The 25388-nt window shown below is 70.9% G+C and carries 32 protein-coding genes; 14 read left to right on the forward strand and 18 right to left on the reverse strand.

Going from position 1 to position 25388, the window contains the following annotated elements:
* The first annotated feature begins 171 nt into the window (after positions 1 to 171).
* Both rpsA and BOQ63_RS32060 read left to right on the forward strand, forming a co-directional pair.
* Positions 172 to 1662 (forward strand): 30S ribosomal protein S1, encoded by a 1491-nt coding sequence (gene rpsA, locus BOQ63_RS32055; RefSeq protein ID WP_030281838.1) that lies wholly within the window; start codon positions 172 to 174, stop codon positions 1660 to 1662.
* Positions 1663 to 1889: 227 nt separating this feature from the next.
* On the forward strand, positions 1890 to 4106 hold the full coding sequence (locus BOQ63_RS32060; RefSeq protein WP_072655370.1) for an MMPL family transporter: 2217 nt from the start codon (positions 1890 to 1892) through the stop codon (positions 4104 to 4106).
* Between the two features lie 20 nt (positions 4107 to 4126).
* On the opposite strand, the gene BOQ63_RS32065 is transcribed toward BOQ63_RS32060, so the two are convergent.
* Positions 4127 to 4558, reverse strand: coding sequence for a MarR family winged helix-turn-helix transcriptional regulator (locus BOQ63_RS32065; protein ID WP_030281833.1), 432 nt, complete (start codon positions 4556 to 4558; stop codon positions 4127 to 4129).
* 62 nt (positions 4559 to 4620) lie between these two features.
* Here BOQ63_RS32065 and BOQ63_RS32070 point away from each other — a divergent pair, with 62 nt between their 5' ends.
* On the forward strand, positions 4621 to 5265 hold the full coding sequence (locus BOQ63_RS32070) for an MBL fold metallo-hydrolase (protein WP_072655371.1): 645 nt from the start codon (positions 4621 to 4623) through the stop codon (positions 5263 to 5265).
* Positions 5266 to 5297: 32 nt separating this feature from the next.
* Entirely contained in the window at positions 5298 to 5897 is a 600-nt protein-coding gene (gene coaE / locus BOQ63_RS32075; RefSeq protein WP_030281827.1) for a dephospho-CoA kinase, read from the forward strand.
* Positions 5898 to 5947: 50 nt separating this feature from the next.
* Here coaE and BOQ63_RS32080 read toward each other — a convergent pair whose 3' ends face one another.
* On the reverse strand, positions 5948 to 6583 hold the full coding sequence (locus BOQ63_RS32080; protein ID WP_141763777.1) for a sensor histidine kinase: 636 nt from the start codon (positions 6581 to 6583) through the stop codon (positions 5948 to 5950).
* Between the two features lie 123 nt (positions 6584 to 6706).
* Here BOQ63_RS32080 and BOQ63_RS32085 point away from each other — a divergent pair, with 123 nt between their 5' ends.
* Positions 6707 to 7249: a GNAT family N-acetyltransferase gene (locus BOQ63_RS32085; RefSeq protein WP_223886093.1), complete on the forward strand. Its 543-nt coding sequence runs from the start codon at positions 6707 to 6709 to the stop codon at positions 7247 to 7249.
* Positions 7250 to 7265: 16 nt separating this feature from the next.
* Here BOQ63_RS32085 and BOQ63_RS32090 read toward each other — a convergent pair whose 3' ends face one another.
* On the reverse strand, positions 7266 to 7994 hold the full coding sequence (locus tag BOQ63_RS32090; protein ID WP_072655374.1) for a CTP synthase C-terminal region-related (seleno)protein: 729 nt from the start codon (positions 7992 to 7994) through the stop codon (positions 7266 to 7268).
* 70 nt (positions 7995 to 8064) lie between these two features.
* Between BOQ63_RS32090 and BOQ63_RS32095 the strand changes: the two genes are divergently transcribed.
* Together BOQ63_RS32095 and BOQ63_RS32100 are read left to right on the forward strand one after the other, a co-directional pair.
* Entirely contained in the window at positions 8065 to 8955 is an 891-nt protein-coding gene (locus tag BOQ63_RS32095; protein ID WP_318299386.1) for a LysR family transcriptional regulator, read from the forward strand.
* 128 nt (positions 8956 to 9083) lie between these two features.
* Positions 9084 to 9641 (forward strand): hypothetical protein, encoded by a 558-nt coding sequence (locus BOQ63_RS32100; protein WP_030281817.1) that lies wholly within the window; start codon positions 9084 to 9086, stop codon positions 9639 to 9641.
* A gap of 114 nt (positions 9642 to 9755) precedes the next feature.
* Here the strand turns inward: BOQ63_RS32100 and BOQ63_RS32105 are convergent, their stop codons facing one another.
* The 4 genes from BOQ63_RS32105 to BOQ63_RS32120 all read right to left on the reverse strand — a co-directional run bounded on the left by BOQ63_RS32105 (position 9756) and on the right by BOQ63_RS32120 (position 13557).
* Positions 9756 to 10553 carry a hypothetical protein gene (locus tag BOQ63_RS32105; protein ID WP_030281815.1) on the reverse strand — a complete coding sequence of 266 codons (798 nt, stop codon included), beginning with the start codon at positions 10551 to 10553 and terminating at the stop codon, positions 9756 to 9758.
* Between the two features lie 624 nt (positions 10554 to 11177).
* Positions 11178 to 12443 (reverse strand): alpha/beta hydrolase, encoded by a 1266-nt coding sequence (locus tag BOQ63_RS32110; protein WP_030281813.1) that lies wholly within the window; start codon positions 12441 to 12443, stop codon positions 11178 to 11180.
* A gap of 102 nt (positions 12444 to 12545) precedes the next feature.
* Complete coding sequence (locus BOQ63_RS32115; protein WP_072655375.1) at positions 12546 to 13070, reverse strand: DUF6879 family protein; 525 nt, start codon at positions 13068 to 13070, stop codon at positions 12546 to 12548.
* A 10-nt stretch (positions 13071 to 13080) separates the two neighbouring features.
* The gene (locus tag BOQ63_RS32120) at positions 13081 to 13557 is read right to left on the reverse strand and encodes a hypothetical protein (RefSeq protein WP_046387154.1); all 477 of its coding nucleotides are present in this window, start codon (positions 13555 to 13557) and stop codon (positions 13081 to 13083) included.
* Between the two features lie 119 nt (positions 13558 to 13676).
* On the opposite strand from BOQ63_RS32120, the gene BOQ63_RS32125 reads away from it, so the two are divergent.
* A complete protein-coding gene (locus BOQ63_RS32125; RefSeq protein WP_030281806.1) occupies positions 13677 to 14027 on the forward strand; it encodes a MerR family transcriptional regulator in 351 nt (116 codons plus the stop codon).
* A gap of 10 nt (positions 14028 to 14037) precedes the next feature.
* Here BOQ63_RS32125 and BOQ63_RS32130 read toward each other — a convergent pair whose 3' ends face one another.
* Entirely contained in the window at positions 14038 to 14898 is an 861-nt protein-coding gene (locus BOQ63_RS32130) for a helix-turn-helix transcriptional regulator (RefSeq protein WP_072655377.1), read from the reverse strand.
* Between the two features lie 166 nt (positions 14899 to 15064).
* Between BOQ63_RS32130 and BOQ63_RS32135 the strand changes: the two genes are divergently transcribed.
* Positions 15065 to 15841, forward strand: a complete 777-nt coding sequence (locus tag BOQ63_RS32135; protein ID WP_072655378.1) for an SDR family oxidoreductase — start codon at positions 15065 to 15067, stop codon at positions 15839 to 15841.
* Here the strand turns inward: BOQ63_RS32135 and BOQ63_RS32140 are convergent.
* The 9 genes from BOQ63_RS32140 to BOQ63_RS32180 all read right to left on the reverse strand — a co-directional run bounded on the left by BOQ63_RS32140 (position 15816) and on the right by BOQ63_RS32180 (position 22231).
* Positions 15816 to 16778 (reverse strand): aminoglycoside phosphotransferase family protein, encoded by a 963-nt coding sequence (locus tag BOQ63_RS32140; protein WP_150476195.1) that lies wholly within the window; start codon positions 16776 to 16778, stop codon positions 15816 to 15818. The genes BOQ63_RS32135 and BOQ63_RS32140 overlap by 26 nt on opposite strands.
* Before the next feature lie 133 nt (positions 16779 to 16911).
* Positions 16912 to 18105, reverse strand: coding sequence for a methyltransferase domain-containing protein (locus tag BOQ63_RS32145; RefSeq protein ID WP_051835476.1), 1194 nt, complete (start codon positions 18103 to 18105; stop codon positions 16912 to 16914).
* Positions 18098 to 19042, reverse strand: coding sequence for an ATP-grasp ribosomal peptide maturase (tgmB, locus tag BOQ63_RS32150; RefSeq protein WP_030281795.1), 945 nt, complete (start codon positions 19040 to 19042; stop codon positions 18098 to 18100). Before tgmB ends, BOQ63_RS32145 begins: the two co-directional genes overlap by 8 nt.
* 9 nt (positions 19043 to 19051) lie before the next feature.
* Complete coding sequence (gene tgmA, locus BOQ63_RS32155; RefSeq protein ID WP_030281793.1) at positions 19052 to 19267, reverse strand: putative ATP-grasp-modified RiPP; 216 nt, start codon at positions 19265 to 19267, stop codon at positions 19052 to 19054.
* A gap of 139 nt (positions 19268 to 19406) precedes the next feature.
* On the reverse strand, positions 19407 to 20252 hold the full coding sequence (locus BOQ63_RS32160; RefSeq protein WP_030281791.1) for a helix-turn-helix domain-containing protein: 846 nt from the start codon (positions 20250 to 20252) through the stop codon (positions 19407 to 19409).
* Between the two features lie 3 nt (positions 20253 to 20255).
* Positions 20256 to 20774 carry a DUF6879 family protein gene (locus tag BOQ63_RS32165; protein WP_030281788.1) on the reverse strand — a complete coding sequence of 173 codons (519 nt, stop codon included), beginning with the start codon at positions 20772 to 20774 and terminating at the stop codon, positions 20256 to 20258.
* Positions 20752 to 20979 (reverse strand): hypothetical protein, encoded by a 228-nt coding sequence (locus BOQ63_RS32170; protein WP_030281786.1) that lies wholly within the window; start codon positions 20977 to 20979, stop codon positions 20752 to 20754. The genes BOQ63_RS32165 and BOQ63_RS32170 overlap by 23 nt, the downstream gene beginning before the upstream one ends.
* 189 nt (positions 20980 to 21168) lie before the next feature.
* On the reverse strand, positions 21169 to 21372 hold the full coding sequence (locus tag BOQ63_RS32175; protein ID WP_037828833.1) for a DUF397 domain-containing protein: 204 nt from the start codon (positions 21370 to 21372) through the stop codon (positions 21169 to 21171).
* Complete coding sequence (locus tag BOQ63_RS32180; protein ID WP_499504631.1) at positions 21362 to 22231, reverse strand: helix-turn-helix domain-containing protein; 870 nt, start codon at positions 22229 to 22231, stop codon at positions 21362 to 21364. The genes BOQ63_RS32175 and BOQ63_RS32180 overlap by 11 nt, the downstream gene beginning before the upstream one ends.
* Before the next feature lie 248 nt (positions 22232 to 22479).
* Between BOQ63_RS32180 and BOQ63_RS32185 the strand changes: the two genes are divergently transcribed.
* The 5 genes from BOQ63_RS32185 (at position 22480) to BOQ63_RS32205 (ending at position 24310) form a co-directional block, all read left to right on the forward strand.
* Positions 22480 to 22872 carry an ATP-binding protein gene (locus tag BOQ63_RS32185; protein ID WP_030551171.1) on the forward strand — a complete coding sequence of 131 codons (393 nt, stop codon included), beginning with the start codon at positions 22480 to 22482 and terminating at the stop codon, positions 22870 to 22872.
* Positions 22869 to 23147, forward strand: coding sequence for a hypothetical protein (locus BOQ63_RS32190; RefSeq protein WP_030551169.1), 279 nt, complete (start codon positions 22869 to 22871; stop codon positions 23145 to 23147). The genes BOQ63_RS32185 and BOQ63_RS32190 overlap by 4 nt, the downstream gene beginning before the upstream one ends.
* Positions 23144 to 23320: a hypothetical protein gene (locus BOQ63_RS32195; RefSeq protein ID WP_167395799.1), complete on the forward strand. Its 177-nt coding sequence runs from the start codon at positions 23144 to 23146 to the stop codon at positions 23318 to 23320. The genes BOQ63_RS32190 and BOQ63_RS32195 overlap by 4 nt, the downstream gene beginning before the upstream one ends.
* 50 nt (positions 23321 to 23370) lie before the next feature.
* Positions 23371 to 23820, forward strand: coding sequence for a hypothetical protein (locus BOQ63_RS32200; protein ID WP_143174809.1), 450 nt, complete (start codon positions 23371 to 23373; stop codon positions 23818 to 23820).
* Positions 23821 to 24115: 295 nt separating this feature from the next.
* Positions 24116 to 24310 (forward strand): hypothetical protein, encoded by a 195-nt coding sequence (locus tag BOQ63_RS32205; RefSeq protein ID WP_030551160.1) that lies wholly within the window; start codon positions 24116 to 24118, stop codon positions 24308 to 24310.
* Here BOQ63_RS32205 and zapE read toward each other — a convergent pair.
* Complete coding sequence (zapE, locus tag BOQ63_RS32210; protein WP_223886094.1) at positions 24277 to 25257, reverse strand: AFG1/ZapE family ATPase; 981 nt, start codon at positions 25255 to 25257, stop codon at positions 24277 to 24279. The genes BOQ63_RS32205 and zapE overlap by 34 nt on opposite strands.
* Between the last annotated feature and the right edge of the window lie 131 nt (positions 25258 to 25388).

Here is a 25388-nt window from a genome sequence, read left to right on the forward strand (position 1 = left end):
CGCTCGCATCTGTCGAAGACCCCACGGTCGCAAGACGGACGCCGGTTCTCGTTGTTCACGGGATCACCGGTGCGCCGTGTTCTTGGCTGTCCGGCTTTCGGTGGGAGCGATACGGGCCCTCCGCGTGGCATTACCTACGACTTTCATGTCCGTACCGGAGCCCTTTTCCTAATGACGAGCCCCACCGACTCCTCCCTCAGCACCACCCCGCAGGTCGCGGTCAACGACATCGGCGACGCGGACGCGTTCCTCGCCGCGATCGACGAGACCATCAAGTACTTCAACGATGGCGACATCGTCGAGGGCGTCATCGTGAAGGTCGACCGTGACGAGGTCCTCCTCGACATCGGTTACAAGACCGAGGGCGTCATCCCGTCCCGCGAGCTCTCGATCAAGCACGACGTTGACCCGCACGAGGTCGTCGCCGTCGGTGACAACATCGAGGCCCTGGTTCTCCAGAAGGAGGACAAGGAGGGTCGTCTCATCCTGTCCAAGAAGCGCGCTCAGTACGAGCGTGCCTGGGGCACGATCGAGAAGATCAAGGAAGAGGACGGCATCGTCACCGGTACCGTCATCGAGGTCGTCAAGGGTGGTCTCATCCTCGACATCGGCCTCCGCGGCTTCCTCCCGGCCTCGCTCGTCGAGATGCGTCGCGTCCGCGACCTCCAGCCCTACGTGGGCAAGGAGCTCGAGGCCAAGATCATCGAGCTGGACAAGAACCGCAACAACGTGGTCCTGTCCCGCCGTGCCTGGCTGGAGCAGACCCAGAGCGAGGTCCGCCAGACCTTCCTCACCACCCTGCAGAAGGGCCAGGTGCGCTCCGGCGTCGTCTCCTCGATCGTCAACTTCGGTGCCTTCGTGGACCTGGGTGGCGTCGACGGCCTGGTGCACGTCTCCGAGCTGTCCTGGAAGCACATCGACCACCCGTCCGAGGTCGTCGAGGTCGGCCAGGAGGTCACCGTCGAGGTTCTCGACGTTGACATGGACCGCGAGCGCGTCTCCCTGTCGCTGAAGGCGACCCAGGAGGACCCGTGGCAGCAGTTCGCCCGTACCCACCAGATCGGCCAGGTCGTTCCGGGTAAGGTCACCAAGCTGGTTCCGTTCGGTGCGTTCGTCCGCGTGGACGAGGGCATCGAGGGTCTGGTCCACATCTCCGAGCTGGCCGAGCGCCACGTCGAGATCCCGGAGCAGGTCGTCCAGGTCGGCGACGAGATCTTCGTCAAGGTCATCGACATCGACCTCGAGCGTCGTCGCATCAGCCTGTCGCTGAAGCAGGCCAACGAGGCCCTGGGTGCCAACCCGGCCGAGGTCGAGTTCGACCCGACCCTGTACGGCATGGCCGCCTCGTACGACGACCAGGGCAACTACATCTACCCGGAGGGCTTCGACCCCGAGGCGAACGACTGGCTGCCCGGCTTCGAGAAGCAGCGTGAGGAGTGGGAGCGCCAGTACGCCGAGGCGCAGTCCCGCTTCGAGCAGCACCAGGCCCAGGTCATCAAGAGCCGCGAGGCCGACGCCGAGGCCGCTGCCGAGGGTGGCGACGCCGTCGCCGCTGCCGCCGGTGGCTCCTACTCGTCCAGCAGCGACGAGGGCTCGGGCGCCCTGGCCTCCGACGAGGCCCTGGCCGCCCTGCGCGAGAAGCTGGCCGGCGGCCAGAGCTGAGGCTCTCGCCCCCCGCTAGCTGACAGCTAGGGAACGGGCCCCATCCGGATTCGTCCGGGTGGGGCCCGTTCCGCGTTTTTCCCGGGGTCGGCTCGCGCCCTTCGTTTTCTGGTTTGACTTATGTGTGGTTTATGTGTAGGGAAATGTGAGATGAGGCTCATCGCCCTGCTATAGGCCGGAGTTCGGGTTGCACCTACATTGAGTGGAACTGCCCGAAAGGCTCCTCCATGCGCAACCCCACCACCGCCGCCACCACCGCTGTGGTCGGCGGCCGGCTCGCCGCGATAGGCCGGTTCTGCTTCCGCCACCGCCGCTGGGTGCTCGGCTTCTGGTCCGTCGTCCTGGTCGCCGGGGTGCTGATCGGCGGTCGGGTCTTCGAGGGTTCGGTGGCCGGAGCCTCCTCCGCCACCGCCGAGGCCGACCGGGGCAGCGCGGTGGTCGCCGCGGCCGATCCGGTCAAGGGCACGGTGACCGCCGTGGTGGACGGCAAGCCGGTGGACGATCCTGCCGTGCGCGCGGCCGTCCAGAAGGCCACCGCCGGGATCGCCGCCCTGCCCGGGGTCTCCGGCGTCCAGGACGCGTACGGCCCGGGCCCCGGTCCGGCCGCGCTGCGGGCCGCCGACGGGACGGCGAGCCTGGTCACCGTACGGATGGCCGCCGCCGCGACCTCGGCCCAGACCGACACGGTCACCCACCGGCTCGCCGCGCTGGACGGCGCGGGCGGTGCGCACGTGACCGTCGGCGGGGACCTGGTGCTCCAGCAGGAGGTCAAGAAGCAGACCGAGCAGGACACCCGCTTCGGCGAGATGGTGACCCTGCCGCTCACCCTGGTCGTGATGGTGCTGGTCTTCGGCGGCCTGGCCGCCGCCTCACTGCCGGTGATCGGCGCCGTGGCTTCGGTGGGCGGGGCACTTCTGGCCATGTTCGGGTTCAGCCGGATCATGGACATCGACACCAGTGTGCTGCCGATCGCCACCGTGCTGGGGCTCGGGCTGTCGATCGACTACGCGCTGCTGATGGTGAACCGTTTCCGCGAGGAACGCGGCCACGGCGCGGGCATCGCCGCCGCCGTCGAGCGGACCGCCGCGACCGCCGGGCGCACCGTCGCCTTCTCCGGACTGACCGTGGCCGTCGCGCTGTCCGGCCTGTTCGTCTTCACCAGTCCGGTGCTGGGCGCCGTCGCCGCGGCCGGGGTGAGCGTGGTGGTGATCGCGGTCGCCGCGGCACTGACCCTGATCCCCGCGCTGCTCGGCTTCGCGGGCTCGCGGATCAGGACGCCGACCGCACCCGTCCCGGACGAGGGCTTCTTCAGCCGGACCGTACGGCGGGTCCGCAAGCGGGCGGTGGCGGTGACCCTCGCCTCGGTGGCGCTGCTGATGGCGGCCGGGGCCCCCTTCCTGCACGCCGAGATGCGCAGCTCCGGCGCCGCCGTGCTGCCCACCTCCTCGGCCGGGCGGCAGGTCGCCGAGACCGTCGACCACCGCTTCCCGCAGGTCGCGGCCGCGCCGATCACCGTGGTGGTCGAGGGCGGGGGGCCGGTGGCGCAGGCGTACGCGGACGACGTGGTCGCCAAGCTGCCCGGGGTGAGCGGGGTGCGGGCGGTGACGCCGGTCGGCGACGAGGTGTCGACGGTGGACGTGCTCGTGCACGGGGACCCGCAGGGCGACACGGCCAAGCGGGTGGTGGACGAGCTGCGGGCCGACCGGGGCGGGCTGCGGACGTACGTCACCGGCGGCGCGGCCTCGGTGGTGGACTTCAAGGACGAGTTGCTGTCGCGCGGGCCGTGGGCGCTCGGCCTGGTCGCGGCCGGGACGCTGGTGCTGCTGTTCCTGATGACCGGCTCGGTGGTGATGCCGGTCAAGGCGCTGCTGATGAACCTGTTGTCGCTGGGCGCCTCGCTCGGAGCGCTGACCCTGGTGTTCCAGGACGGCTGGCTCAGCGGACTGCTCGGGTTCAGCCCGACCGGCGGGTTGGAGACCTTCATCCCGGTGCTGGTCTTCGCCTTCGCCTTCGGGCTGTCGATGGACTACGAGGTGTTCCTGCTCTCCCGGATCAAGGAGCTGACCCAGCGCGGGCACGGCTGTGTCCGGGCGGTGGAGCTGGGCGTCCAGCGCAGCGGTCGGATCATCACCTCGGCGGCGATGCTGATGGTGATCGTCTTCGCGGGCTTCGCGCTCGGGGACATGCTCATGGTCAAGCAGATGGGCATCGCACTGGCCGTGGCCGTCGCGGTGGACGCCACCCTGGTGCGCTGCCTGCTGGTGCCCGCGGCGATGAGCCTGTTCGGCGAGTTCAACTGGTGGGCGCCCGCCCCGCTGCGGCGGCTGCACCGCAGGTTCGGGCTGAGTGAGCACGTCGACCTGCCGGAGATCGAGCAGTCGGCGATCCCGGTGCAGGCGCAGGCGCCTGCTCCGGAGCTGGTTGCGTCGGGGCAGGCGCGGTAGCGGCCGACTCCGGCGGGTCTTCAGCTGAGGCGCTGCAGCAGTTCGACGCTCGCGCGCAGCTGGGCCCGTTCCTCGGTGCTGAGGCGGGTCTCGATGGCGGTGGCGATGTGGTGCTCGCGGCGGGCGCGCTGGTCGAGCAGGGCGGCGCGGCCGGCGTTGGTGGGGGCGATCAGCTGCTTGCGGCCGTCGGTGGGGTGGGGCTGCTGGGCGACCAGACCGGCCTCGGCCATGAGTGCGACGGTGCGGGCCATCGACTGGTGGCGCACGCGTCGGCGGTCGGCGAGTTCGGCGACGGTGCAGGAGCGTTCGTCGCGGATCAGCAGGCCGAGCACGGCGGCCTGGTTCGGCGGCAGGTCGTCGCTGTCGCGCAGAGTCCGGACCAGGTTGCCGAGGGCGGCGCGCAGGTCGGCGGCGAGGTCCAGGGTGTCCGGGTGCGGGGTGTCGCTGGTCATGGGAGAAGTCTATCCGGAAGATATGCAGCAAGACTGTACAGCCATGCTGTATGGTTTTGGGCATGCGAATCACCAAGTTCGGACACGCCTGCGTACGCGTCCAGCACGACGACACCACCCTGATCGTCGACCCCGGCGCCTTCACCGACCCCGCCGCACTCGCCGGGGCGGACGCCGTCCTCATCACCCACGAGCACATGGACCACTTCGAGGAGTCCCGGCTGCGCGCCGCGATGGAGGCCGACCCGGCCCTGCGGGTGTGGACCAACGGCGCCGTCGCCGCCCAGCTGGAGGGCCTCGGGCAGCGGGTCACCGAGGTCGGCGAGGGCGACGCCTTCGAGATCGGCGGGGTCGGCGTCTCGGTGCACGGCGAGTGGCACGCGGTGATCCACCCGGACGTCCCGCGGGTGAAGAACATCGGCTTCCTCTTCGACGGCCGGTTGTTCCACCCCGGCGACGCCTTCACCGTGCCGCCGCACGCGGTGGACACCCTGCTGCTGCCGCTCGCGGGGCCGTGGAGCAAGGCCTCCGAAGTGGTCGACTATGTCCGCGAGTCGGGCCCGCGCCAGGCCGTCCCGGTGCACGAGGCCACGCTCAGCCCGATCGGGCACATGGTCGCCACCCGGCTGCTCGGGCCGGACGGGCCGGGCACCGGCGGCGCGGAGCTGGTCGTGCTCGGCGAGAGTGAGAGCCTCGACCTGGACTGACGGTCCCGGCGCCGCGCCGGTAGCCTGACGCCATGCTGAAGATCGGACTGACGGGTGGCATCGGCGCGGGCAAGAGCGAGGTGTCCCGGCTGTTCGCCGCGCACGGCGCGGTGATCGTGGACTCCGACCTGATCGCCCGCGAGGTGGTCGCGCCGGGGACGGACGGCCTGGCGGCCGTGCTCGCCGAGTTCGGCCCGCAGGTGCTGCGGGAGGACGGCACGCTGGACCGCCCGGCCCTCGGGGCGATCGTGTTCGCCGACCCGGAGAAGCTGCGGGCGCTGAACGCGATCGTCCACCCGCTGGTGCGGGCCCGCTCCGCCGAACTGGAGGCGGCGGCCGCACCGGACGCGGTCGTGGTGCACGACGTGCCGCTGCTCACCGAGAACGGGCTGGCCCCGCTGTTCGACCTGGTCGTGGTCGTCGACGCCGACGACGAGGTGCGGGTGGAGCGGCTGGTGCGGCTGCGCGGGATGGCCGAGGAGGAGGCCCGGGCCCGGATGGCCGCGCAGGCCTCGCGGGCGGACCGGCTGGCGATCGCCGACCTGGTGATCGACAACGGCGGGCCGCTGGAGGCGCTGACGGCGCGGGTCGACGAGGTGTGGGCGGAGCTGGTGAAGCGGGCCGCCGCGTAGCGGCCACCGCCGCACCGGGCCGCCGCGTGGCGGCCGCCGCCGTACCGGTCTCAGACCACCCTGAGCGGCAGTCGGGCCCGGACGGCGAAACCGCCCTCGGGGGTCGGGCCGGCGTGCAGGGTGCCGCCGAGGTCGTCGGCGCGGGTGCGCATTCCGTGCAGGCCGTGGCCGCCCGAGGGCAGGCCGGGGCCGGCACCTTCCGAAGCCACCGGCCCAGCGAGATCGGTGGGCTGGGCGGGCTGGGCAGGCTCGGCGGGGGAATTGACCACCGCCAGGCGCAGCCCGTCCGGTTCGACCGCGACCGTGACGGCGACCTCGGCGGCCGGGGCGTGCTTGTGGGCGTTGGTCAGTGCCTCCTGGACGATCCGGTAGGCCGCGTACTGCACCTTGGGCCCGGGTGCGGGCAGCCCGTCGTCCGGGCCGGTGACGGTCAGGCCCACGGCCAGCCCCGCCCGCCGGGACTCCTCGACCAGAGTGGGCAGGCCGCGCAGCGAGGGCGCCTGGTCGGAGGCCGGGGTCAGCACCCCGAGCAGGCCGCGCAGTTCGGTGAGCGCCTGAAGGCCCAGGCCGCGGATCAGGCCGAGGGTCTCCCGGACGGCGGCCGGGTCGTCGGCCCGGGCGACCTGTCCGGCGCCCGCGTGCAGGGTGATCAGCGAGACGCGGTTGCACACCATGGGCTGGCGCATGAGGGGCATGCTGTCACACCCGGGGCGTGCCGGGATGGGGCTCGTGTTCAAGTGGCCGGCATCACCGGCATCCGGTGGTCGGGACGGGACTTGGGGGCCGCTCCGAGGGGAATGGAGCATGGAGTGATAAGTGATCGTTTCTCTGCAGAACCGCTGGCCGTCGAGCGGCTGGAGGAGTACACCCGCGCCGGTCAGGAGGAGATCCTCGGCCCGGGCGAGGACCCGTACGGCGTCGCCTACACCGGGTTGACCTTCCGGCCCAAGGAGATCCACTTCGGCATCCGGGCCGCCGGCGGCCGGCTGATCGCCCACACCGGGCTGCTCCCCGTCCCGCTCACCGTCGGCGGCACCGACCTGGAGGCGGTGGGCGTCGGCGGGGTGTGCGTCGCGGCCGAGCGGCGGGGCGAGGGCCTGGCGCACGCCGTGGTCGGGGCCGCCGTGGACCACGGGCGCGCGCTCGGCTTCCGGTACGCGCTGCTGTTCTGCCGTCCGCCGCTGGCGGTGTTCTACCGGGGGCTCGGCTTCCGCGAGGTGGCCGAGGAGGTGACGGTCGAACAGCCGGAGGGGCGGCTCGCGGTGATGCCGCTGAGCACCATGTGGCGTCCGCTGGCGGCGGACGCCGGGTGGCCGGAGGGGCCGGTGCGGCTGCGGTCACTGCCGATGTGACGGGGTCGGCGCCCGGTCAGACGGGCGTCGCCTCGCCGAGCGCCGCGTGGGCGACGGCGGCCTCGGCCAGGGCGCGGATCATCGGGTGGGCCCGGGTGCCGTCGCCGGACAGCTCGGGCTGGAACAGCGAGGCGAGGAAGAACGGGTGGCCGGGCAGTTCCAGGACCCGGACCTGCCCGGACTCGTCCGCCCCGCTGAAGCGCAGCCCGTGGGCGCGCAGCCGGTCCAGGTAGTCGGCGTTGAGGCCGTAGTTGCAGTGGTAGCGCTCCAGGCTGCCGGTGGCGCCGAGGGCGCGTTCGGCGAGAGTGCCGGGGGTGATCACGACGGCGCCCTCGTGGCCGACCAGGGAGCAGGCGAGCGGCACGATCACCTGCTCCTCGCGGTCGGGGTCCTGCTCGCCGTGGACGGCCCCGCCGAGGTCGCAGACGTTGCGGGCGTACTCCAGCACCGCGTGCTGGAACCCGGCGCAGGTGCCGAGGAAGGGGATGCCGCCCTCGCGGGCGGTCCGGATCGCGGCCAGGGCGCCCGCCTCGCTGCGGTACGGGCTGCCGGGGAGCAGCCAGATCGCGTCGAAGCCGTCGAGCGCGCCCGGCGCCCCGGCGTCCTCGGTGGGGATCCAGTAGGCGTCCAGGACGAGCTGGTCGCGCTCGGCGAGGGCGTCGAGCAGGCCGGGGATGCGGGCGTGCGAGCGGACGGCGGGGGAGCGGTCGCCGACCAGGGCGATCCGTGGGGTCAGGTAGGTCATGCGGCTATCCTGACGCGGCACCCGATATCAGCGCCAACGATGATTTCTTACCCGTCGATCAGATCGGTTGATGACCACCGTGGATCCGCAGCAGCTGCGCACCTTCGCCACCGTCACCCGGCTGGCCTCCTTCTCCGAGGCGGCCCGGGAACTCGGCTACACCCAGTCCGCGGTGTCCCAGCAGATCGCCGCGCTGGAGGCGGACCTCGGCACCGCCCTGCTGGTGCGCCGACCGGTCGGCCCCACCGTGGCCGGGCGGCGGTTGCTGGAGCACGCCGTCCCGCTGCTCGTCCGGCTGGAGGCGGCGCGCGCCGACGTCGCGCGCCTGGCCGGTTCCCCGAGTGCCCGACTGGTGCTCGGTGCCACCCCGCTGGCGGTCGGAGCGGCACTGGGGCGCGCGCTCGGCGAGGTGCGCCGGGCGTACCCGCAGGTGGAGCCGGTCGTCCGGGTGCTCGCCCAGGACGTGCTGGCGGCCCGGGTCGCCACCGGCGAGGTCGACCTCGCGCTGATCGACGGGCTGGCCGCGCCCAGCGATCCGCTGCCGCTGCCCGAGGTCGGCCCGCTGACCACCGTCGCGGTGGACGAGCGGCCCGTCGCCGTCGCCCTGCCCGCCGGGCACCCGCTGGCCGGCCGCGCCGGGCTCGCCCTCTCCGACCTGTCGGCCGCGCGCTGGCTGGACGCCCCCGACCTCACCCCGACCGCAGACCGGCTGCGCGCCGCCGCCGGCACCGACGGCTTCCGGCCCGCCACCCGGTACCGCGGCACCGATCTGCACGGGCTGCTCGCGCTGGTCGCCACCGGGCACGGGCTCACCCTGCTGCCCGAGCCGGTGGTGGCCGGGGCGCCCGGAGTCGACCACGCGCCGGTCGCCGCGCCCCGGCTGGTGCACCGCACCGAACTCGTCCACGGCAGCCTGCCGGAGGGGCCGGCGGCGCTGCTGGCACGGCTGTTGGTCGACTGAGGCGCGGGCGGATGTGGAGGGGCGGTCACCACTCGTTCACGTCCCGGGGCTGACGGCGGTCGGCATACCGGTGCTGTCATGGGCACAGTCGCCCGGCGATCGGCCGGGCCGGCCCTGGAGAGCGCCCCATGATGTTCCGTCAGCGTCTCACCGTCGTCGCCGCGGCGGCCGCCCTCGCCGCCGCCGGGCTCGCCACCGGCACCGCACAGGCCGCCGCCCCCGCCCCGCAGGGGAAGGCCAAGTCCGGCACTCTCACGGCGAGTTGCTCGCAGGCGTACCTGCCGCTGCCCGACCCGTCCTGCACCCCCGGCGCGTACAACCCGGACGTCACCCAGGCCACCATCGGCCAGACCATCTGCGTCTCCGGCTGGACCGCCACCGTGCGCCCGCCGACGAGCTACACCAACGCGCTGAAGGTCCAGCAGATAGCCCGGTACGGGTACGCGGACACCAACCCGTCGGACTACGAGGAGGACCACTTCGTCCCGCTCGAACTCGGCGGCGCGCCGCGCGACCCGCGCAACCTGTGGCCCGAGCCGCGCTACGGCAACGAGCCCGCGCAGAGCAAGGACTCGGTCGAGACCAGACTCAAGAACGCGGTGTGCGCCCGCAAGGTGACCCTGGCGGCCGCCCGCAGCGCGATCGCCGGCGACTGGACCACGGCGCTCAGCCGCCTGGGGCTCTGACCCGGCGGCAGAGTGATGCCGCCCGGCCCGTCCGGTCCCCTGTGCCGGACGGACCGGGCGGCCGTCTGTGTGGGTGGTGCGGGCCTGCTGGGATCAGCAGCCCGTCGTGCGGATCTAGTAGCAGCCGGGAAGGGCCTCGCAGAGCGCGGAGGTCATGCCGGTGCCGACGTACTTGTCGTCGGGCGCCTTCCAGGCGTCCTTGGGCTGGGCGCCGCCCTTGGTGGTGGCCCAGACGGACAGCTCGCTGACCGTTCCGCCCGCGTTGACCACGTACTCGTGCAGGGTGGCGGTGGAGCCGTCGGCCTGCGGGACCGTCAGGGTGGCGGCGAAATACGGCGCGTCGTCCGCGCTGTTGACCTTCACGGTGGCGCCCGGCGCGGTCTTGGCGCAGTCCTTGACGGCCGTGGCGAGGCGGTCCTTGATGACGCCCACGCTCTGGCCGTTTCCGCTGCTGTGGGTCGGGTCGCCCCAGAAGAAGAGGGTCTGCTGGGCCGTCCAGCGGTCGCCGCCGAAGCCCACCGAGGCCTTGGCCTTGGCGGTGCCCTCGGTGAACAGGTACTCCTCTCCCTTGGGGAGCGGGGAGTGGCACAGCTCCATGCCCTTGAAGCCGACCGCTCCGGTGACCGGCTTGGCGTTGGCGGCCAGCGGGGCGTAGTGGTAGGTCTCGTCCATCGGGATGTTCTTGGTGTCCATCCAGGCCTTGGCCGGGATGCCCTTGCCGTCGGGCTTGGACGTGCTCCCCGTGCTTCCCGCGCTCGGTGCCGTGGTGCCGGTCGCCGTGGTGCCGGTCGGTGCGGGGGCGGCGGTCTTGCCGCCGTCCTGGCCGCTGTTGTCCGGGCCGCAGGCACTCAGGGCGCCCACGCAGAGCAGGGCGGCGGCGGTGGCGGTGACCAGTCGGGTGCTGCTGCGCAACTGACGATTCCTCGCGTGTCCGGTGTCGTGGTTCGGGGCTGGGACCGGGGCCGGCGGCGCTTCGGCCGCCCGTCCTCGCCGCCCGGCCGACCCGTGGCTGCGGGCACTCGACATGGCTGTTCCTCCCCCGTTTCGTGCTGCCGTCAGGCCCCCTGGCTCCGCAGCTCACCGCAGGTCTGAGCGTTGGTCAGACCGGTTACTGCGTCGACGGCGGAGGAAACTTATGCCACGGGGGCGCCGGGAGCAAAGCGGGATTCCTGCCGGGCGCCGGGCGAGTGCGGCAGTTGCAGCGGACCGGTGGGGAACATGTGTGCGGACGCGGCGGAAGCGATGGGCAGGGCGCGGCCGCAGCAGGCGGATCCGCCCGCTCCCGGACACCGCCGGGCCCGGCGCATCCCTTGCCGGGCACGCGCTCCGGCGCTGGATCGTGCCCGTCCGTCACGAGGCCCGCCCGGCCGACCCGGCGGCCGACACCAAGGCTTCCCCTCCGGCCGCAATGCCCGTGTGATCCCACCCACGGTCCGGGTCGGCGTGTCCGCTCGGGGTGGCGGTTCCGGTGCGGCTGGTACCGAATCCGGACGGAATCCGTACCGGGCCGTTACGACCGGAGCGGTGTGCCGGCCGTTACGGCTGGGGGTGGGTGCCCGGGACGCCGAGTTGGGCGGCGAGCCAGGGGAGGGCCTGGGTGAAGGTGGCGGCGCCGGTCTGCCAGGTGTGCTTGCCGGAGCCGACGGTGGAGGTGGTGCGGATGCCGTCCCGCTTGGCGGCCGCCTCCAGGGCCTTGGCGGCCTCGATCTGGCCGTGTTCCTCGTCGCCCTGGCCGAAGTAGCCGGAAACGCCCTGGTACTTGGGGTGGTGGGCGAGCACGGTCAGCGGGTCGTGGGCGGCCCAGGCCGCGGCGTCGCCGCCGTACAGCTCCTGGATGGTGTGGTCCTTGTCGCCGATGTACGGGCCCTTGTCGCCGGAGAAGTCGCCGAAGTGGGTGAAGCGGTTGGGGTGTTCGACGACGAGGTCGACGGCACAGGTGCCGCCCATCGACCAGCCGGCCACGCCCCACTTGTGCGGGTCGGTGGCGGCGTTGAAGGTCTTCTGGATGTACGGAGGGACGTCCTTGAGCAGGTGGCTCTCGGAGTTGCCGTGCGGCCCGTCCACGCACTCGGTGTCCACCCGGAAGCCGCCGGTCGCGTCGACGAAGACCAGGATCGGGGCGAAGCCGTTGTGCTTGGCGGCGAACTCGTCGGCGGTCCTGACCGCGTTGCCGGAGCGGATCCAGTTGTCGGGCGCCGCGAACTCGCCGCCGATCATCTCCAGCACCGGCAGCTTGGGCCGGCTCTGGCTGCGGAACCAGGCGGGCGGCAGGTAGACCAGTTCCTGGCGGTGGGCGAAGCCGCTGGCGGTGTCCGGGATGTCGACCTGCACGATGCGGCCGGTCCTGGTCTTGCCGTGGATCGAGCCGAGTTCGGCCAGGGTGATCTGGTCCGGCAGCGGCTGCCCGCTGAGCTCGCCGATCGCGTCGTCGATCGTCGGGTAGTAGCCGGTGGCGATGTTCACGCTGTTCGCGGCGCAGAACAGCGCCAGCAGTACGGTCGGTGCCACCAGCGCCCGCCGCCACCACTTCGCGCCGCGCCAGCCGAAGCCCAGCACGGAGAGCGCCGCGATCGCCACGCCGCTCCACAGCCACACCCCGAACGGGATCGGGTCGGTGATCCCGCCCAGGGTGAGCACGCCGAGGGCGACGACCGCGGTGACCGCCAGCGCCGTCCCGAGCGCGATCGGTCCCCACTTGCGCTGCCAGTTCCGGTCCCGCCGAGCCGCCGTCGTCACGAACAGGGCGAGGGCGGCGGCCTGGACCGTCCAGGGGAACCAGCCGTCGAGCAGGGAGACGTTCATGCGCGGAGGCTAGGCGCGGCGGATGAGAAGGGGGTGAGAAGGCTGACCGTCCGCTGACCGGCTGCTGGGAGTCGGCTGGGAGGGGGTCCGGGGGGGCGCGGTTCAGACGGAGTAGCGGTCGTGCGGGGTCCCGCGCTCCCAGACGGCCTCGAAGGCGGTGGAGGCCGCCCTCACCACGGCGGGATCCTCGGTGAACTCGTGGCCGGCCCAGGCGCCGTCGCCGGTGAACCAGTGGAAGAGGACCAGGCGGTCGTCGATCAGCCAGAGATCGTTGCCGGGCAGGGCCAGGTCGGAGGCCAGGCGCCGGGGGAGCCAGCGGACCTGCTCCCCGGCCGCGATGTTGGCGGGGGTGAGGGCGTGCTCCCAGCGGATGTAGTCCGTCACGGGCTCGGAGACGATCCGGGCCCGGCGCAGGACGACGCCCCGGGCGACGGTCTCCCGCACGAGGGGCAGCCAGCCGGCCCAGAAGGCGGAGTCGGGATCGAGGTCGACCGCGCCGGAGCGGCTGAACTCCTCGAAGGCGGCTTCCTCGTCGGCGACGCCGTAGACGTCACGCATCTCCAGGTGGAAGGCCGTTCGCCGGGCGCCCCTCAGCAGGGCGGAGAAGTCCGGCACGTTCTGCGTCATCGCACACCTCTCACGGGGTGGTGGGCTCGGGATCGTTGCGGCGGACGGAGGCGAGCAGGGCGGCGCGGTCCCGCCACCAGGGCAGGAGCTGCACGACGCCGAACGTCGCCTCCAGGACGAAGAAGAACCACAGCACCCGGGTGGCGCCGTGGGCCAGCGCGTACGCCTGCCACGAGGCGAACAGCGTACGCGCGATTCCGTCCAACAGGCCGTGCAGCGGCAGAGGTTGGATGATCCGAAGGAGCGCCCAGACGATCACGACCGAGCCCATCAGGTTCGCGTAAAGGGTCTGGAACGGGTTCAGGGCGGGGAGGGTGCCCAGCCCGAACCGGGCACTGAGGGAGGACAGCGCGCCGTGCAGCAGCGCGTACGTCCACGGGGTCGCGAATCCCGCCGTGACGACGAGGTCGTACCAGGCGCTGGAACGTACGAGACGGATGTAGGCGGCCGTGCGGGGCGGGGTGAGCGGGTCGGGTTGGCGGGTCATGAGGGAGGCTCCTGCCGGTTTCCGGTGGACGACGGCCTCACGGTAGACAGTGGAGTACTGTCCAAGGTCAAGCCACGGCTCGGCGGGGAGCGGGGCGGCGGATCGTTCGGCGGAGGATCATGAGGATCGGGGAGCTGGCCGCGCAGGCGGGCGTCAGCAGGGACACCGTTCGGTTCTACGAGAGGATCGGCCTGCTCGAAGGGCGTCGGCAGGCCAACGGCTACCGCGACTTCCCGCCGGAGACGGTGACCTGGCTGCACTACGTCCGCACCGCGCAGACGCTCGGCTTCACGCTGGCCGAGATCGCCCAGCACGGCGCGCAGCTGCGCGACGCTCCCGATGGCGCGGAGGCGCTGTCCGCGCTGCTGCGGGACAAGATCCGGATCATCGACGAGCGGATGGCCGAGCTGGCCTCGCTGCGGGCGGACCTGGACGCGCGCGTGGGCACCGGGTGCCCGCTGCGCGGCTGAGCCGGTCGGGTCAGCGGGTGGGGATCCCGGGCGCGGTCCAGCTGGCCAGCACCAGGAGGGACTGGGCGGTTTCGGAGCCCGGTTCGACGTTGTAGACGCACAGGGTCTGCTCCGCGTCGCCGGGGACCTGGAAGGACTCGTAGGAGAAGTGCAGGTCCCCGACGAGCGGGTGGTGGTAGTGCTTGGCGCCGTGGGTGCGGCGCAGTACCCGGTGGTCGTTCCACCATCCGGTGAACTCCGGTGACTTCAGGGTGAGTTCGCCGACGAGGTCGGCGAGCCGGCGGTCGTCCGGGTAGCGGCCCGCTTCGAGTCGGAGCATGGCCACGGTTTCGGCGGCGATCCGTGCCCAGTCGCCCACCCGCTCGCGGGCCCGGGGGTCGAGGAGGTAGTAGCGGGCCAGGTTGCGGTGGGTGGCGGGCAGGGCGTCGAAGTCCGTGAGGACCTCCCGGGCGAGCCGGTTGGAGGCCAGTACGTCGGTGCGGCGGCCCAGGATGAACGCCGGTACGTGGTCGAGGGTTTCGAGCATCAGGTACAGGCCGGGCCGGACCCGCTGGGCCTTGGTGGCGGGGGCGGCGCGGCGAGGGCGCTGGGTGCCGGAGTGCAGGAGGTCGGTGAGGTGTTCGCGCTCGGTGTCGTCCAGGCGTAGCGCGCGGGTGATCGCGTCGACGACCTCGGCGGAGGGGTTGAGGGCGCGGCCCTGCTCCAGGCGCGTGTAGTACTCGGTGCTGACACCGGCCAGGCGGGCCACCTCGTCCCTGCGCAGGCCGGGAACGCGGCGGACGCGCCCGTCGGCGGGCAGCCCGGCCTCCTCGGGGGTGACGCGTGCGCGGCGGGAGCGCAGGAAGCCGGCGATCTCCTTGGTGCGGTCCATGGGTCCATTGTCGGTGTGGTGGGTGGGGGTGTGGGCGCTCTTGGGTGGCCCTGGTGGTACCTGCCTGGGCAGGGCCAGTTATGGCGGTCCAGGGGGATGGTCCGGGGGTTGTACTGGACCTGCGGCCGACGGGGATCGGCCGAAAGCCCCCTGGAAGGAAAGTGCCATGCTTACGAACACTCTGTCCCGGCCGCTGACCGGCCGTGTCGCCGTCGTCACCGGGGCCTCCAGCGGCATCGGCGAGGCGTCCGCCGAGAAGCTGGCGTCGCTGGGTGCCCGCGTCGTCGTCCTGGCGCGGCGGGCCGAGCGGCTGGCGGAGCTGGTCGGGCGGATCGAGGAGAACGGCGGCGCCGCGTCGGCGATCGCCGTCGATGTCACCGAGGCGGCGGCTGTGCAGGCGGCCGCCGAGCGGGTGGAGGCCGAGTTCGGCGGGGCCGACCTGCTGCTGAACAACGCCGGTGTGATGCTGCCCGCTCCGATCGAGGAGCTGGCGACCGGGCAGTGGAGGCAGCAGATCGACCTGAACATCACCGGGCTGATGAACGCGATCGGCGCCTTCACCCCGCAGCTGGTGAAGGCTGCGGCGGAGCGCGGGGTGGCGGACCTGATCAACACGTCGTCCATTGCGGCGCAGAACATCTTCCCGAACTTCGCGGTGTACTCGGGGACCAAGGCGTACGTCAGCCACCTGTCGCGCCACCTGCGGGCGGAGCTGGGCGCGAAGAAGGTGCGGGTGTCGGCGGTCGAGCCGGGGATCGTCGGCACCGAGTTGCAGAGCCACGTGACGGATCAGGGTGCGCTGGAGTGGCTGGAGGGGTCGAAGGAGACCGTGGAGTGGCTCACGCCGGAGGACGTCGCGGAGATGGTCGGTGTGATCGCGACGCTGCCGGCCCGGGTGAACCTGCAACAGGTCACCATCATGCCGACGGGGCAGGCCAGTTGAGCGGTGGCGCTGCGGACGTCTCACGGGTGGTGCCGACGAGGCGGCGCAGGGCGGCCTGAGCGGGCGGGCCCCAGGTGGCCTTGCCGCCGGGGCGGTTGTGGCGGCCGGCCTCGCCGACGAAGATGCCGCCGAGGGCCCGGATGAGGGCCCAGCCGCGGGCGCGGCGCACGGTGGCGGGGTCGGCGGCCGGTTCGTAGGCCTGGTGGAAGAGCTCGGCGGCGCCGTCCGGGAGCAGGTTCCAGGCGGCGGCGAGGTCGCAGGCCGGATCGCCCGCGCAGAGTTCGCCGAAGTCGATCACGCCGCAGAGGGCGCCGTCGGCGGTGAGGACGTTGGCGGGGTGGAGGTCGCCGTGGATCCAGAGGGCCGGCCCGGTCCAGGGCGGGGCGGTGACGGCGTCCTCCCAGAGGGTGCGGACGGCGTCCGGGTCGGGGATCAGGCCCAGATCGGTGGCGGTGGCGAGGCCCCCTGTGAACTGCTCGGCGTGCAGGGCCAGTGGACCCCCGCGGTCGTCGCGCCCGGTGGGGGCCGAGGCGGGGGCGGGCCGGTGGAGGGCGGTCAGGAAGGCGGCCAGGCTGCGGGCGGAGGAGGCGGCGCGGGTGACGGGGGCCAGGTCGGCGGGGGTGCCGGGGACCCAGGTGGTGACCAGCCAGGGGTGGGGGAAGCGCTCGGAGGGCTCGCCGAGGCGCTGCGGAACCGGGATTGCGAGGGACAGACCGGCCGGGAGGGTCGGCAGCCAGGTGTGCTCCTTGCGCAGAATGTCCGCTGCCGACTCCGTCGCCCAGGGAACCCGGACGGCGAGGTCGTCCCCGAGCCGCCACATCTGGTTGTCCCAGCCACGCGCCCCGAGGCGGAGGGGGAGGTGGGCGAGGTCGGGATGCTGGTCGAGGAGGAGGCGGCGGATGAGGTCCGCGGTGATCTCGTTCGGCGTGTGGGGCATGGGCGAACGGTAGTTGAGGCAGACGGTCGGGCGTACGGAAACGGGCGGCCCCGCGCGATGCGCGGGGCCGCCCGCAACTACGGTCCAGATCGGCGCATCCCCGTAAGGTGATCTCCTCACGGATAGACCGTGATCACTCCCCGAGAACGCCGACCGGGTTGCCGGGGTCGTCCAGCCAGACCGTGTTCGCCTCCGAGGTCACCGTGAGTCCGTAACGCTCAAGCCCAGGACGTCCGTTGGACAACCACGTAGAGGCGGCGGACTCCAGCTCGGTCCAGAGGTCGCGTGGGCCGTCCTGGAAGGCGCGTGTGGTGCCGTCGTTCCACCTCTCCAGTACGGCCCACGATCCGTCGGTGTGGAGGAACCACTGGCCCGCGACGCGGTCGGTTGCCAGGCGCAGCCGGGTCGTGCCCGGCATGGCGAGTTGGGCGCTCCACAGGAACGTCGGGTCGACCAGGACGTCGGGGCGGATGGCAGTGTCGAGGCCGACGGTGGCGTCGCGAGCCTGAAGGGCGGCGCTCATGAGGGGCCCGATCGCGGGCCGGAGGGTCTCTCGGGAGAGCATGAACGAGACGTCCGAGCCGAGGAATCGGCCCTGCGCTGCGCCGTCGCCGACGTGCAGTTTCACGTAGCCGTAGGCGTCGAAGCTGCCGACCAGGGACACCAGGATTACCGCGCCGGGGAGCGACTGGGCCAGCCATGCGGACGGGACGCGGCTGGGCGAGTACGTTGCGATGATGCGGCCGTACGGTCCGCCGTCCGGGCTGCCCTTGCCGCCGTCGCCGACGACCAGGCGGGGCCGGTAGCCGATGGAGGCGAGCCGTTCGGCGTCTGCGGCGGACAGGACGGCGTCGTGCTCAACACTGGTCACGTGCTGGTCGCCGAGCCGGGCGCACAGGAGCGCGGTGGAGTAGCCGGTGCCGGTCCCGACTTCGAGCACGTTCGTGCCGTCCGGAACGTCGAGGTCTTCGAGCATCCGTACCACGACGCCGGGCAGCGTCGAGGAACTGGTGGGTGTCCCGATGCAGGATCCGCTGTTCGGCAGGGTCGCACCCCGGTCGAGTTGGGTGACCCACGTCGTGTTCTGGTAGGTGAGTCGTAGCCACTTCTGCGCGTCGGCTTCCCGGCTGACCAGGGTGTATCGGGTCATGCCGTCCGGGGCGTCCACGGTGGTGTAGAAGGTTGGCAGGAAGACATGGCGGGGCACTGCCAGTACAGCGTCCCGCCACTGCGGGCTGCGGAGTGAGCCGGCGCGCTCCAGCTCGTCTGCCAGGGCGAGGCGCAGAACGCGCGCCGCTTCTTCGGTCCCGGCCACGCTGTCACTCACCTGTGTTGCCCTTCTCCAGAAGATCTGCGATGGCGCGCGAGATGGGCACGCCGGTCCTGTGTTCGATCCACGACCATTGGCCGTTGGGGTTCACTTCGAGGAAGCGCCATTCCCCGGCCGGCGTCACGATGAAGTCGAATGCCCCGAAGACGAGTCCGAATTCGCGCATGAACGTGGAAACGCGCTCGCGCACCGGGCCGGGTACGGCCGTCGGCCGGTAGGTGAGGCTCTGGTAGTCGGTACGCCAGTCGATGTGGGCGGCCTCCGATCCGGCGTGGATCTCGACGGGGAAGAAGCGGTCGCCGACCACGGTCAGCCGGACCTCGTGGGCCTTGTCGATCCACTCCTGGAAGAGGTGGGCGCACAGGCGTACGGAGTCGTCCAGGTCGGCGGGGTCGATGACGACCGTGTCCACGGGCGAGCCGAGGCTCTTGGTGATGACCGGGGCGTCGAGGTCGGCGGCGAACTTCAGGGCCGCCTCGGGGTCGTTGGTAATGATGCTGCGTGGTGGATCCAGCCCCAGGCGACGGGCGACGGTGAGTTGCCACGGCTTGTGGTTGGCATCCAATTCCCGCGCAGGGTGGTTGATCCATAGGCAGGGAAGGGCGACGGCGACACCGACGAAGCCGGCCCGGGACTGGGCGGCGGCGAACCGCCGCCCGGCCTCGGACAAGCCGTCTGGCAGCCGGAACTCTTCTGGCCTGCGGAAGTACACCGACCGGACACGGGCCAGGTCGAGCGTGCGGTGCCCGTTGTCGAGCAGACCGGCCCACCTGTCCTCCAACGTTGCGGTCAGGATGAGTTCGGTGGGGAACTCGGCGGTGTCGCATCGGAACACGGGGACACCCCGGCTGTTCAGATGCTCAACCACGAGATCCGCAGTGGAGTCGAGCTGGTTCGTGAGAACCAGTACCGCCTCGCCGTCAGGTTCCGTCACCTGGCTCTCCTAGTAGAAGTCGGTGCCTTCGTCGTTCCTGCTGTCGGAGTTGGTGTTGCTGCTGGTCTCGCCGAGGGCGGTGTGTGCCCAGGGATTGCCGTCGGATGTGACGGCGATCTGCAGCCCCTGGTCGTAGGTGACGCTGGTGGTGTCGGCCGGCTCGCTGGTCTGGCGTGCGGCGTAGCGCATGGCGAAGGGCTGCCGTTCCGCGGAGGCGGTGGTCATGGTGCTCTCCTCTCGTGGGTCGAATCCGGTGGTGCTGCCCGCTCGGAGTAGCCGCAGGTGGCGTTTGCGGCCTCTCACTGGGAGACGGTAGGGAGAGAGCGCGCCTGCGGTCGACCAACTTGCTTCAGCTTGCTTGTAATCACCCAAGCGCGTTGATGGCGCTGGTGATGAGCGACCTCGCTTCGGCTCCGTGGACAGCGATGCCGGCCAGTTCGGAGAACGTTCGACTGTACTCGGCGATCTCGGCCGGCTGGGTGATGGTGAGGTGGGCGGAGACGAGCTCGACGTTCACCTGCGCGTCGTCGTACATCGTGAAGGACTCAACCGGCCAGCCGGAGCCTCGGGGTGATCCGAGCGGAATCACCCCGAGGCTGACTGACGGCAGGGCGCTGACGGTGCTCAGATGGCCGAGCTGGCCGATGAGGACGTCCGGGGTGCCGATGACTGTCCGAAGCACCCACTCCTCGACCAGGATGGCGAAGCGGTGATCTCCGCTGTGCAGGACCTTCTGCCGCTCGATCCGGACTGCGACGGCGTCGTCGACGTCGTCGGGAGCGCTGCGCAGTGACACGATCGTATTGAGCACGGCGCGCGTGTATGCGGGTGTTTGGAGCAGCCCCGGGACGACCCAGGATTGGTACATGCGGAATCGACGGGTTCGTTGAAAGAGGGGGCGTACGGACTCCTGGGCCCGTTTGAGACCTGACCGTTCGAGGCGGAGCCATTCGATGTACATGCCCTCGATGTTGCGGGCAGTCGCGATGAGGTCCGCTGCTTGACCGGGGGCGCCGCAGATGGCGGTCCAGGTCCTTATGTCGGCTTCCGAGGGCATCACGCGACCGCTCTGGATCTTGGAGCACTTGGATTCGTGCCACCCAGCAGCTTCGGCCAGCGCTCGCGCGCTGAGTCCGGAATCCCGTCGGATATCGCGCAGACGCTGGCCCAGGGCTTGCCTGGCTTGCTGGACGCTGGATGACGCGGACACGGCTCAGGTCAGCCGGAAGTCCTGGTGAGGTACCGCGCGCGCCCAGACAGCCTCGAACGCCGAGGCGCAGAGACTCACCGTCTGAGGGGCGGCGTTGAATTCGTGTTCCACGAAGTCGCCCTCGCCGCTGAAGTGGTGGATCAGAAGATGCTGCCCGTCGATGAGCCAGAAGTCGTTGCCGGGGAGAGCCAGATCGGTCGCCTGTCGGCGGGGGAGCCATCTGACCTGCTCACCGGAGGCGATGTTGCGGAACGTGATCTCGTGCTCGAACCGGATGTACTCGCTGGGCGGTTCGGAGATGATGCGAGCCCGTCGCACGTCGACTCCGCGGGCGGTGGTTTCCTTGATCAGCTGCAACCAAGGGCTCCACCACGACGAACGGTCCGTCGGATCGTCCCGCCGCCCGCTGAGCCAACGGAGGAACAACGGGTCGTCGCGCATGTATCCGTCGCGCATCTCCAGGTGGAGCGCCGAGCGGGTGCAGCCTCGCAGCAGCTCCTCAAGCGTGGGTGCCGCCGCCACCGTTCACCTCCGGGAAGAACTGCATCATGCGCCTGGGGAATTCGATCACGGTCTCGTGCTCGGGGACGTCCATGTGCGCGAGACGTGCCGGGTCGAGCACCCTCCAGCCCTGGAGGATGTAGTTGCCCGTCACGTCGTCGAAGTAGACGGTCGGGGACTTGCCTTCGGGACTGTCGGGGTCTTGCCCGAGCTTGTGCAGTGCCATGGTGGGCCTCCTAGCGGCCGGAGCCGATTGCCTTGGGCGATCGTTTCGTACGGAGGGCTTCCCGTGCCACGAACTTGCTCGAACTTGCCCGCTCGTAGCCGCGCATCGGTTGTCCTCTCGAGCCGCTTGGACAAGTTCGTTGAACGGGCGGCTCCGCGTGTGACGCGGAGCCGCCCGTGAGAGCGGAGGTCAGAGGGAGCTGGGGAAGTCACCGGCCCGGATGCCGGCCACGAACGCTCGCCAGGCCGCAGGGGAGAAGCCGAGGGCCGGGCCGTGGGGATCCTTGCTGTCGCGGACCGGGATGAGACCGGTGATGCCGTCGGCTACTTCGACGCAGTTGCCGCCTTCGCCGCCGCTGTAGCTGCTCTTGCGCCACGCCAGGTCAGCTGTCATTTCGATATCTCTCCTTCAGTAGCTGATTCATCCACGCAGCGGAATCCTGGGGAGTCATCGCGGTCTTGGCCAGTTGCTCGAAGACGAACTCGTGGCGCGCGATGTCGGATTCCCGCTCCAAGTAGAGGCTGCTGGTCAGTGCTTCGACATAGACGATCTGACCCGGCACGTCCGCGAAGGAGAGAAGGTGGAACGGCATGCTCATCGCTGCGTGAGCACCAGCGCTGAATGGCAGTACCTGGATGGAGATGCTGGGCTCTGCTGCGAGCTTCAACAGATGCAGGATCTGCTCGTGCATGACGCCGTGGCTTCCGACCGGGCGGCTCAAAGCGGCCTCGTTGAGAACCGCATGGATCTCGGGTGGGTTCGGTCGGCGGAGAATCTCCTGGCGCTGCATCCTGAGCCGCGACCGTCGACCGATCGTGCCCTCTATGTCGCCGTCCTGTCCGGCGAGGGAGGCACGGAAGATTGCACGAGAGTAGTCGGGCGTCTGAAACAGTCCGGGAATCAACTCTGTCTCGTGGGACCGGATTCGTGCAGCGTCAGCCTCCAGACCGACGTAGGTCTGGAACCAATCCGGCAGTGTGTCGCCGTAGTCGTGCCACCAGCCGCGTTGCGTACTGCGGCGGGTCAGAGAGATGAACTGGCGCAGTTCGGCCTCGTCGCTGACGCCGTACAGTTCGAGCATCGCGCGAACGTCGGATTCCTTCAGCGTCGTCTGACCGGACTCGATCCGCGACACCTTTGTCGCGCTGAACCCGAGCTCGTCCGCAACGGCCGTGGCCTGAAGCCCAGCCCGATCGCGCAATCGTCGCAGCTCGGAGCCAAGCCTACGGCGCAGCACGGTTGGACTGTCCATGCTCGTCGCTCCCTCTTGGTTGACGTCGAGTCACAGTCTGCCACCTCCCCAATTGATCACAAGAGTCTTGCGGCTCTGCGCAATTGCGCGACGATGCGCTTGCGTAACGAAGCCATCGCAGCGCATGCTACAGCGAGTAGCCCTTCGGGTTTCCTGAGTGACCGGAACGGACCTACTGCCGGGCATTCCCTTGCCTTCGCCCGGTCGTCGCATGGCTTCAACCCCTCTCCCTGGAAGGTGACTTCGCCATGTCTCGAAACTCCTCCACCATCTGGCTCCCGCGCAGCCGCCGCTCGCCCGCCATCGCGCGTCAGCGGCTTTCCGTCCTCCTCTCCTCCACCCCGAACGGGGACCGCTTCCTCGACTCCGGGCTCGTCGTCACCACCGAGTTCGTCACCAACGCCGTCCTCCACGGCACCCCGATCGGCCACCTCATCTACTTCGCCCTCGACGTCGACCCCACCCGCCTCCGCATCGAGGTCCACGACGCCCGGGGTGACCGCCTCCCCGCCCTGTCCTCGCCCGGTCTCGACGGCGAGACCGGGCGAGGGCTCCACCTCGTCGACTCCCTCACCAAGCGCTGGGGCTGCTGCCCGCGCCGACCCGTGGGCAAGATCGTCTGGGGCGAGGTGGCCGCGTGAGGGCCGACCACGAGATCCGCGTCGAAGTCCCCGGCGTGAGGCCCCCGTCGGTCCGCACCCTCAGCCCCGACGGCCTCGAATCCCTCTGGAACTCGATCTGCTTCCGCCCGATGTCCCCGCTCCAGCGCGAGATCCTGGAGCGCGCCCTCGCCGGCCCCTGCGCCGAACGCAACGTCATTCGCCACCTCGCCGCGAACCCGTACCTCGCCCTCCCCTTCGGCGACTGCGAGTTGCGCATCAGCTGGGCGAACACTGCCGAAGGGGAGCCGGCGTGATCTACCGCTTCCGCGACTGGTGGTTCCGGCACTGTTCCCGCGCGCCGGTCGGCCGCCTCCTGCGTGCCGAACGGCGGCGCCTGGAAGCGGAGTTGGCGCGTCGGCCGCCCGGCGCCTCCGCTGCGGTCCGCCAACGTGTGCTCGCCGCCGTCCGCGAGTCCGGATCCACCTGATCGCACCGCCTCAGCGTGCTACCTGTGAACGCGTTCACAGGAGGTGGCGGGTGGCCGCGGTTCCCGCAAGTGCGCGGTGGTCGGCCGGGATGGCGTGTGCGGTGTTCGTGGTGCCGCTGGTGCTCATCGCCGGGGCGTACGGGGTCAGTTTCGCGCTCTTCCTGTCCGCGGTCGGGCTGCTGACCGCCGTCGTCTGTACGGTGCCCGTCTTCTGCCGCCGCGAGGACCGCTTCCGGGTCGCCTGTGCGGCAGCGGGTTTCACCGTCGCCGCCGTATGGGTGCCGCTACTGATCATCGGATTCCTTGCGGTGCTGCCCTTGTGCGGCTGGGCCTGGTGCCTCGCCTACCTCTTCATGCCGGTCGCGGCGGTCACCACCCTGATCGCCGCGTTCCAGCGGGCCCGGGGGCCTGAGTGCGGCCGGACGGCGGTCGCTCCCGGGTGGCTGGCCGCGGTGGCCTCGGCGGCGGGCTGGTTCCCGCTGGTCGAGGCGGCCCATTAAGGGTCGGGAAAACGGCGCGGCGGGCAGTTTTCAGCCGGTTAACGGTGGAGCAAAAATGGTCCGACCGTGATGGACAAACTCTTTTGTGGATTGTCGGCCGATCCTGAAATTATCGCGACAGTGAAAATCATTGCAGATAAGCCATTTTCAACACGTAGGCGTGACGTGCGCAAATCATTGGCTCGCGGGAGTAATCTGCGTCCGACCGGATCTCGGGCTCCATGCGCAGGTTTTTCGGATCGCGCCGATCGTTCATGGGTTCGAGATGTTCAGAATCTCTGAAATGAGGACCCCTATGTCCATTCCCAATGACGACAACATCACCGCCTTCCAGGACAACTGGCGGTTCTGCAACAACTGCTGTTCCCTGTGGTGGAACGGCCGTTCGGACAACGGGGCCTGCCCCTCTCCCAACTCCCCGGACGGGCAGCACCACGGTCAGGGCAGCTGGAACTTCTACCTGCCGGCCAACCCCGACCAGAGCATCTGATCGAACCGGTGGCGGGCGCCGGGTCCGTCGAAATGGAGTGGATCCCCTCGGCCGAATGCGGCCGAGGGGATCCACTCCATTTGCGTGGCCGATCGGATCGAACTCGCGGCACGCGAACGGCGGGGGAGACCCTTCTCGCCGTCGTGGGTATCTGCTCCGCCACGATTCGCCGATTGCTCAGCGGGTGGCCTCCTGGGCCGGCTGGCGGAGGAGGGCGAGGCGGCTGGCGGTGCGGTCGAGGTCGCGCATGAGGGTCGAGTCGGTGGGGAGGCGGCGAGGGGGGCGGCGCCGATGAGGATCAGGCGGATGTCGCGGTCGCAGCAGACGTCGACCAGATTGGCGAAGCGGCGCCGGCCGTCGGGGGACGCGTCGGTGAGCGGTGGGACGGCGTCCAGGGCGATGGTGGGGAAGCGGTCGGCGACCGCCAGGTAGTCCGTGACGGAGGTGCCGCCCTCGCACAACTCCTGGAAGCCGAACCACACGTGGTCGTCGCGGACGGCCCGGGCCGGCAGCTCACGGTGGTGGGCGACGACCGCACCCGCTTCCGACGGCCGGGGCGGGGTGAGACCGGCCGGGGTTTCGTCGCCGGGGTGGAGGCGGGAGCCGAGGGCGAACCCGTGGGCGTCGTCCGGCCGGGACTGCTGCCGGAAGTCGACCGGCCCGGAGATGTCGAGCACGTCCATCCGCTCCTCGATCAGCCTGATCGGCGGCCCGTCGAGGAAGGTGTTCACCAGCCAGCTCTTGCCGCGGCCGACCGGGCCCCAGAGGTAGAGGCGACGCGGCGTGCGGCGCAGCCGCCAGGCCGGGTGGGCCAGTTCGCCGGCCAGTCGGCTGAGTCGCTCGACCGGGAGTTCCTGGGCGGGGTCGAGCGTGAATCCGTGCTGTTCGGCGGTCCGGTGGAAGTGTCCACGCATCGCCTCGTACTGCTTCCGGGCCCTGTCCGCCACGGGTCCGGACCCTGGCAGGGCGTCGGACCTTCAAGATCAACAGGTGTTCGTCGACGACGATGGGAACGCCGAGCGGGTCCGGCGGGGCGAGCACCCGTCGGACGCGCTCGGCTCGCCGACCCGCTCGGCCC

The organism is Streptomyces viridifaciens, assembly GCF_001888885.2.
Lineage (GTDB): Bacteria > Actinomycetota > Actinomycetes > Streptomycetales > Streptomycetaceae > Kitasatospora > Kitasatospora aureofaciens.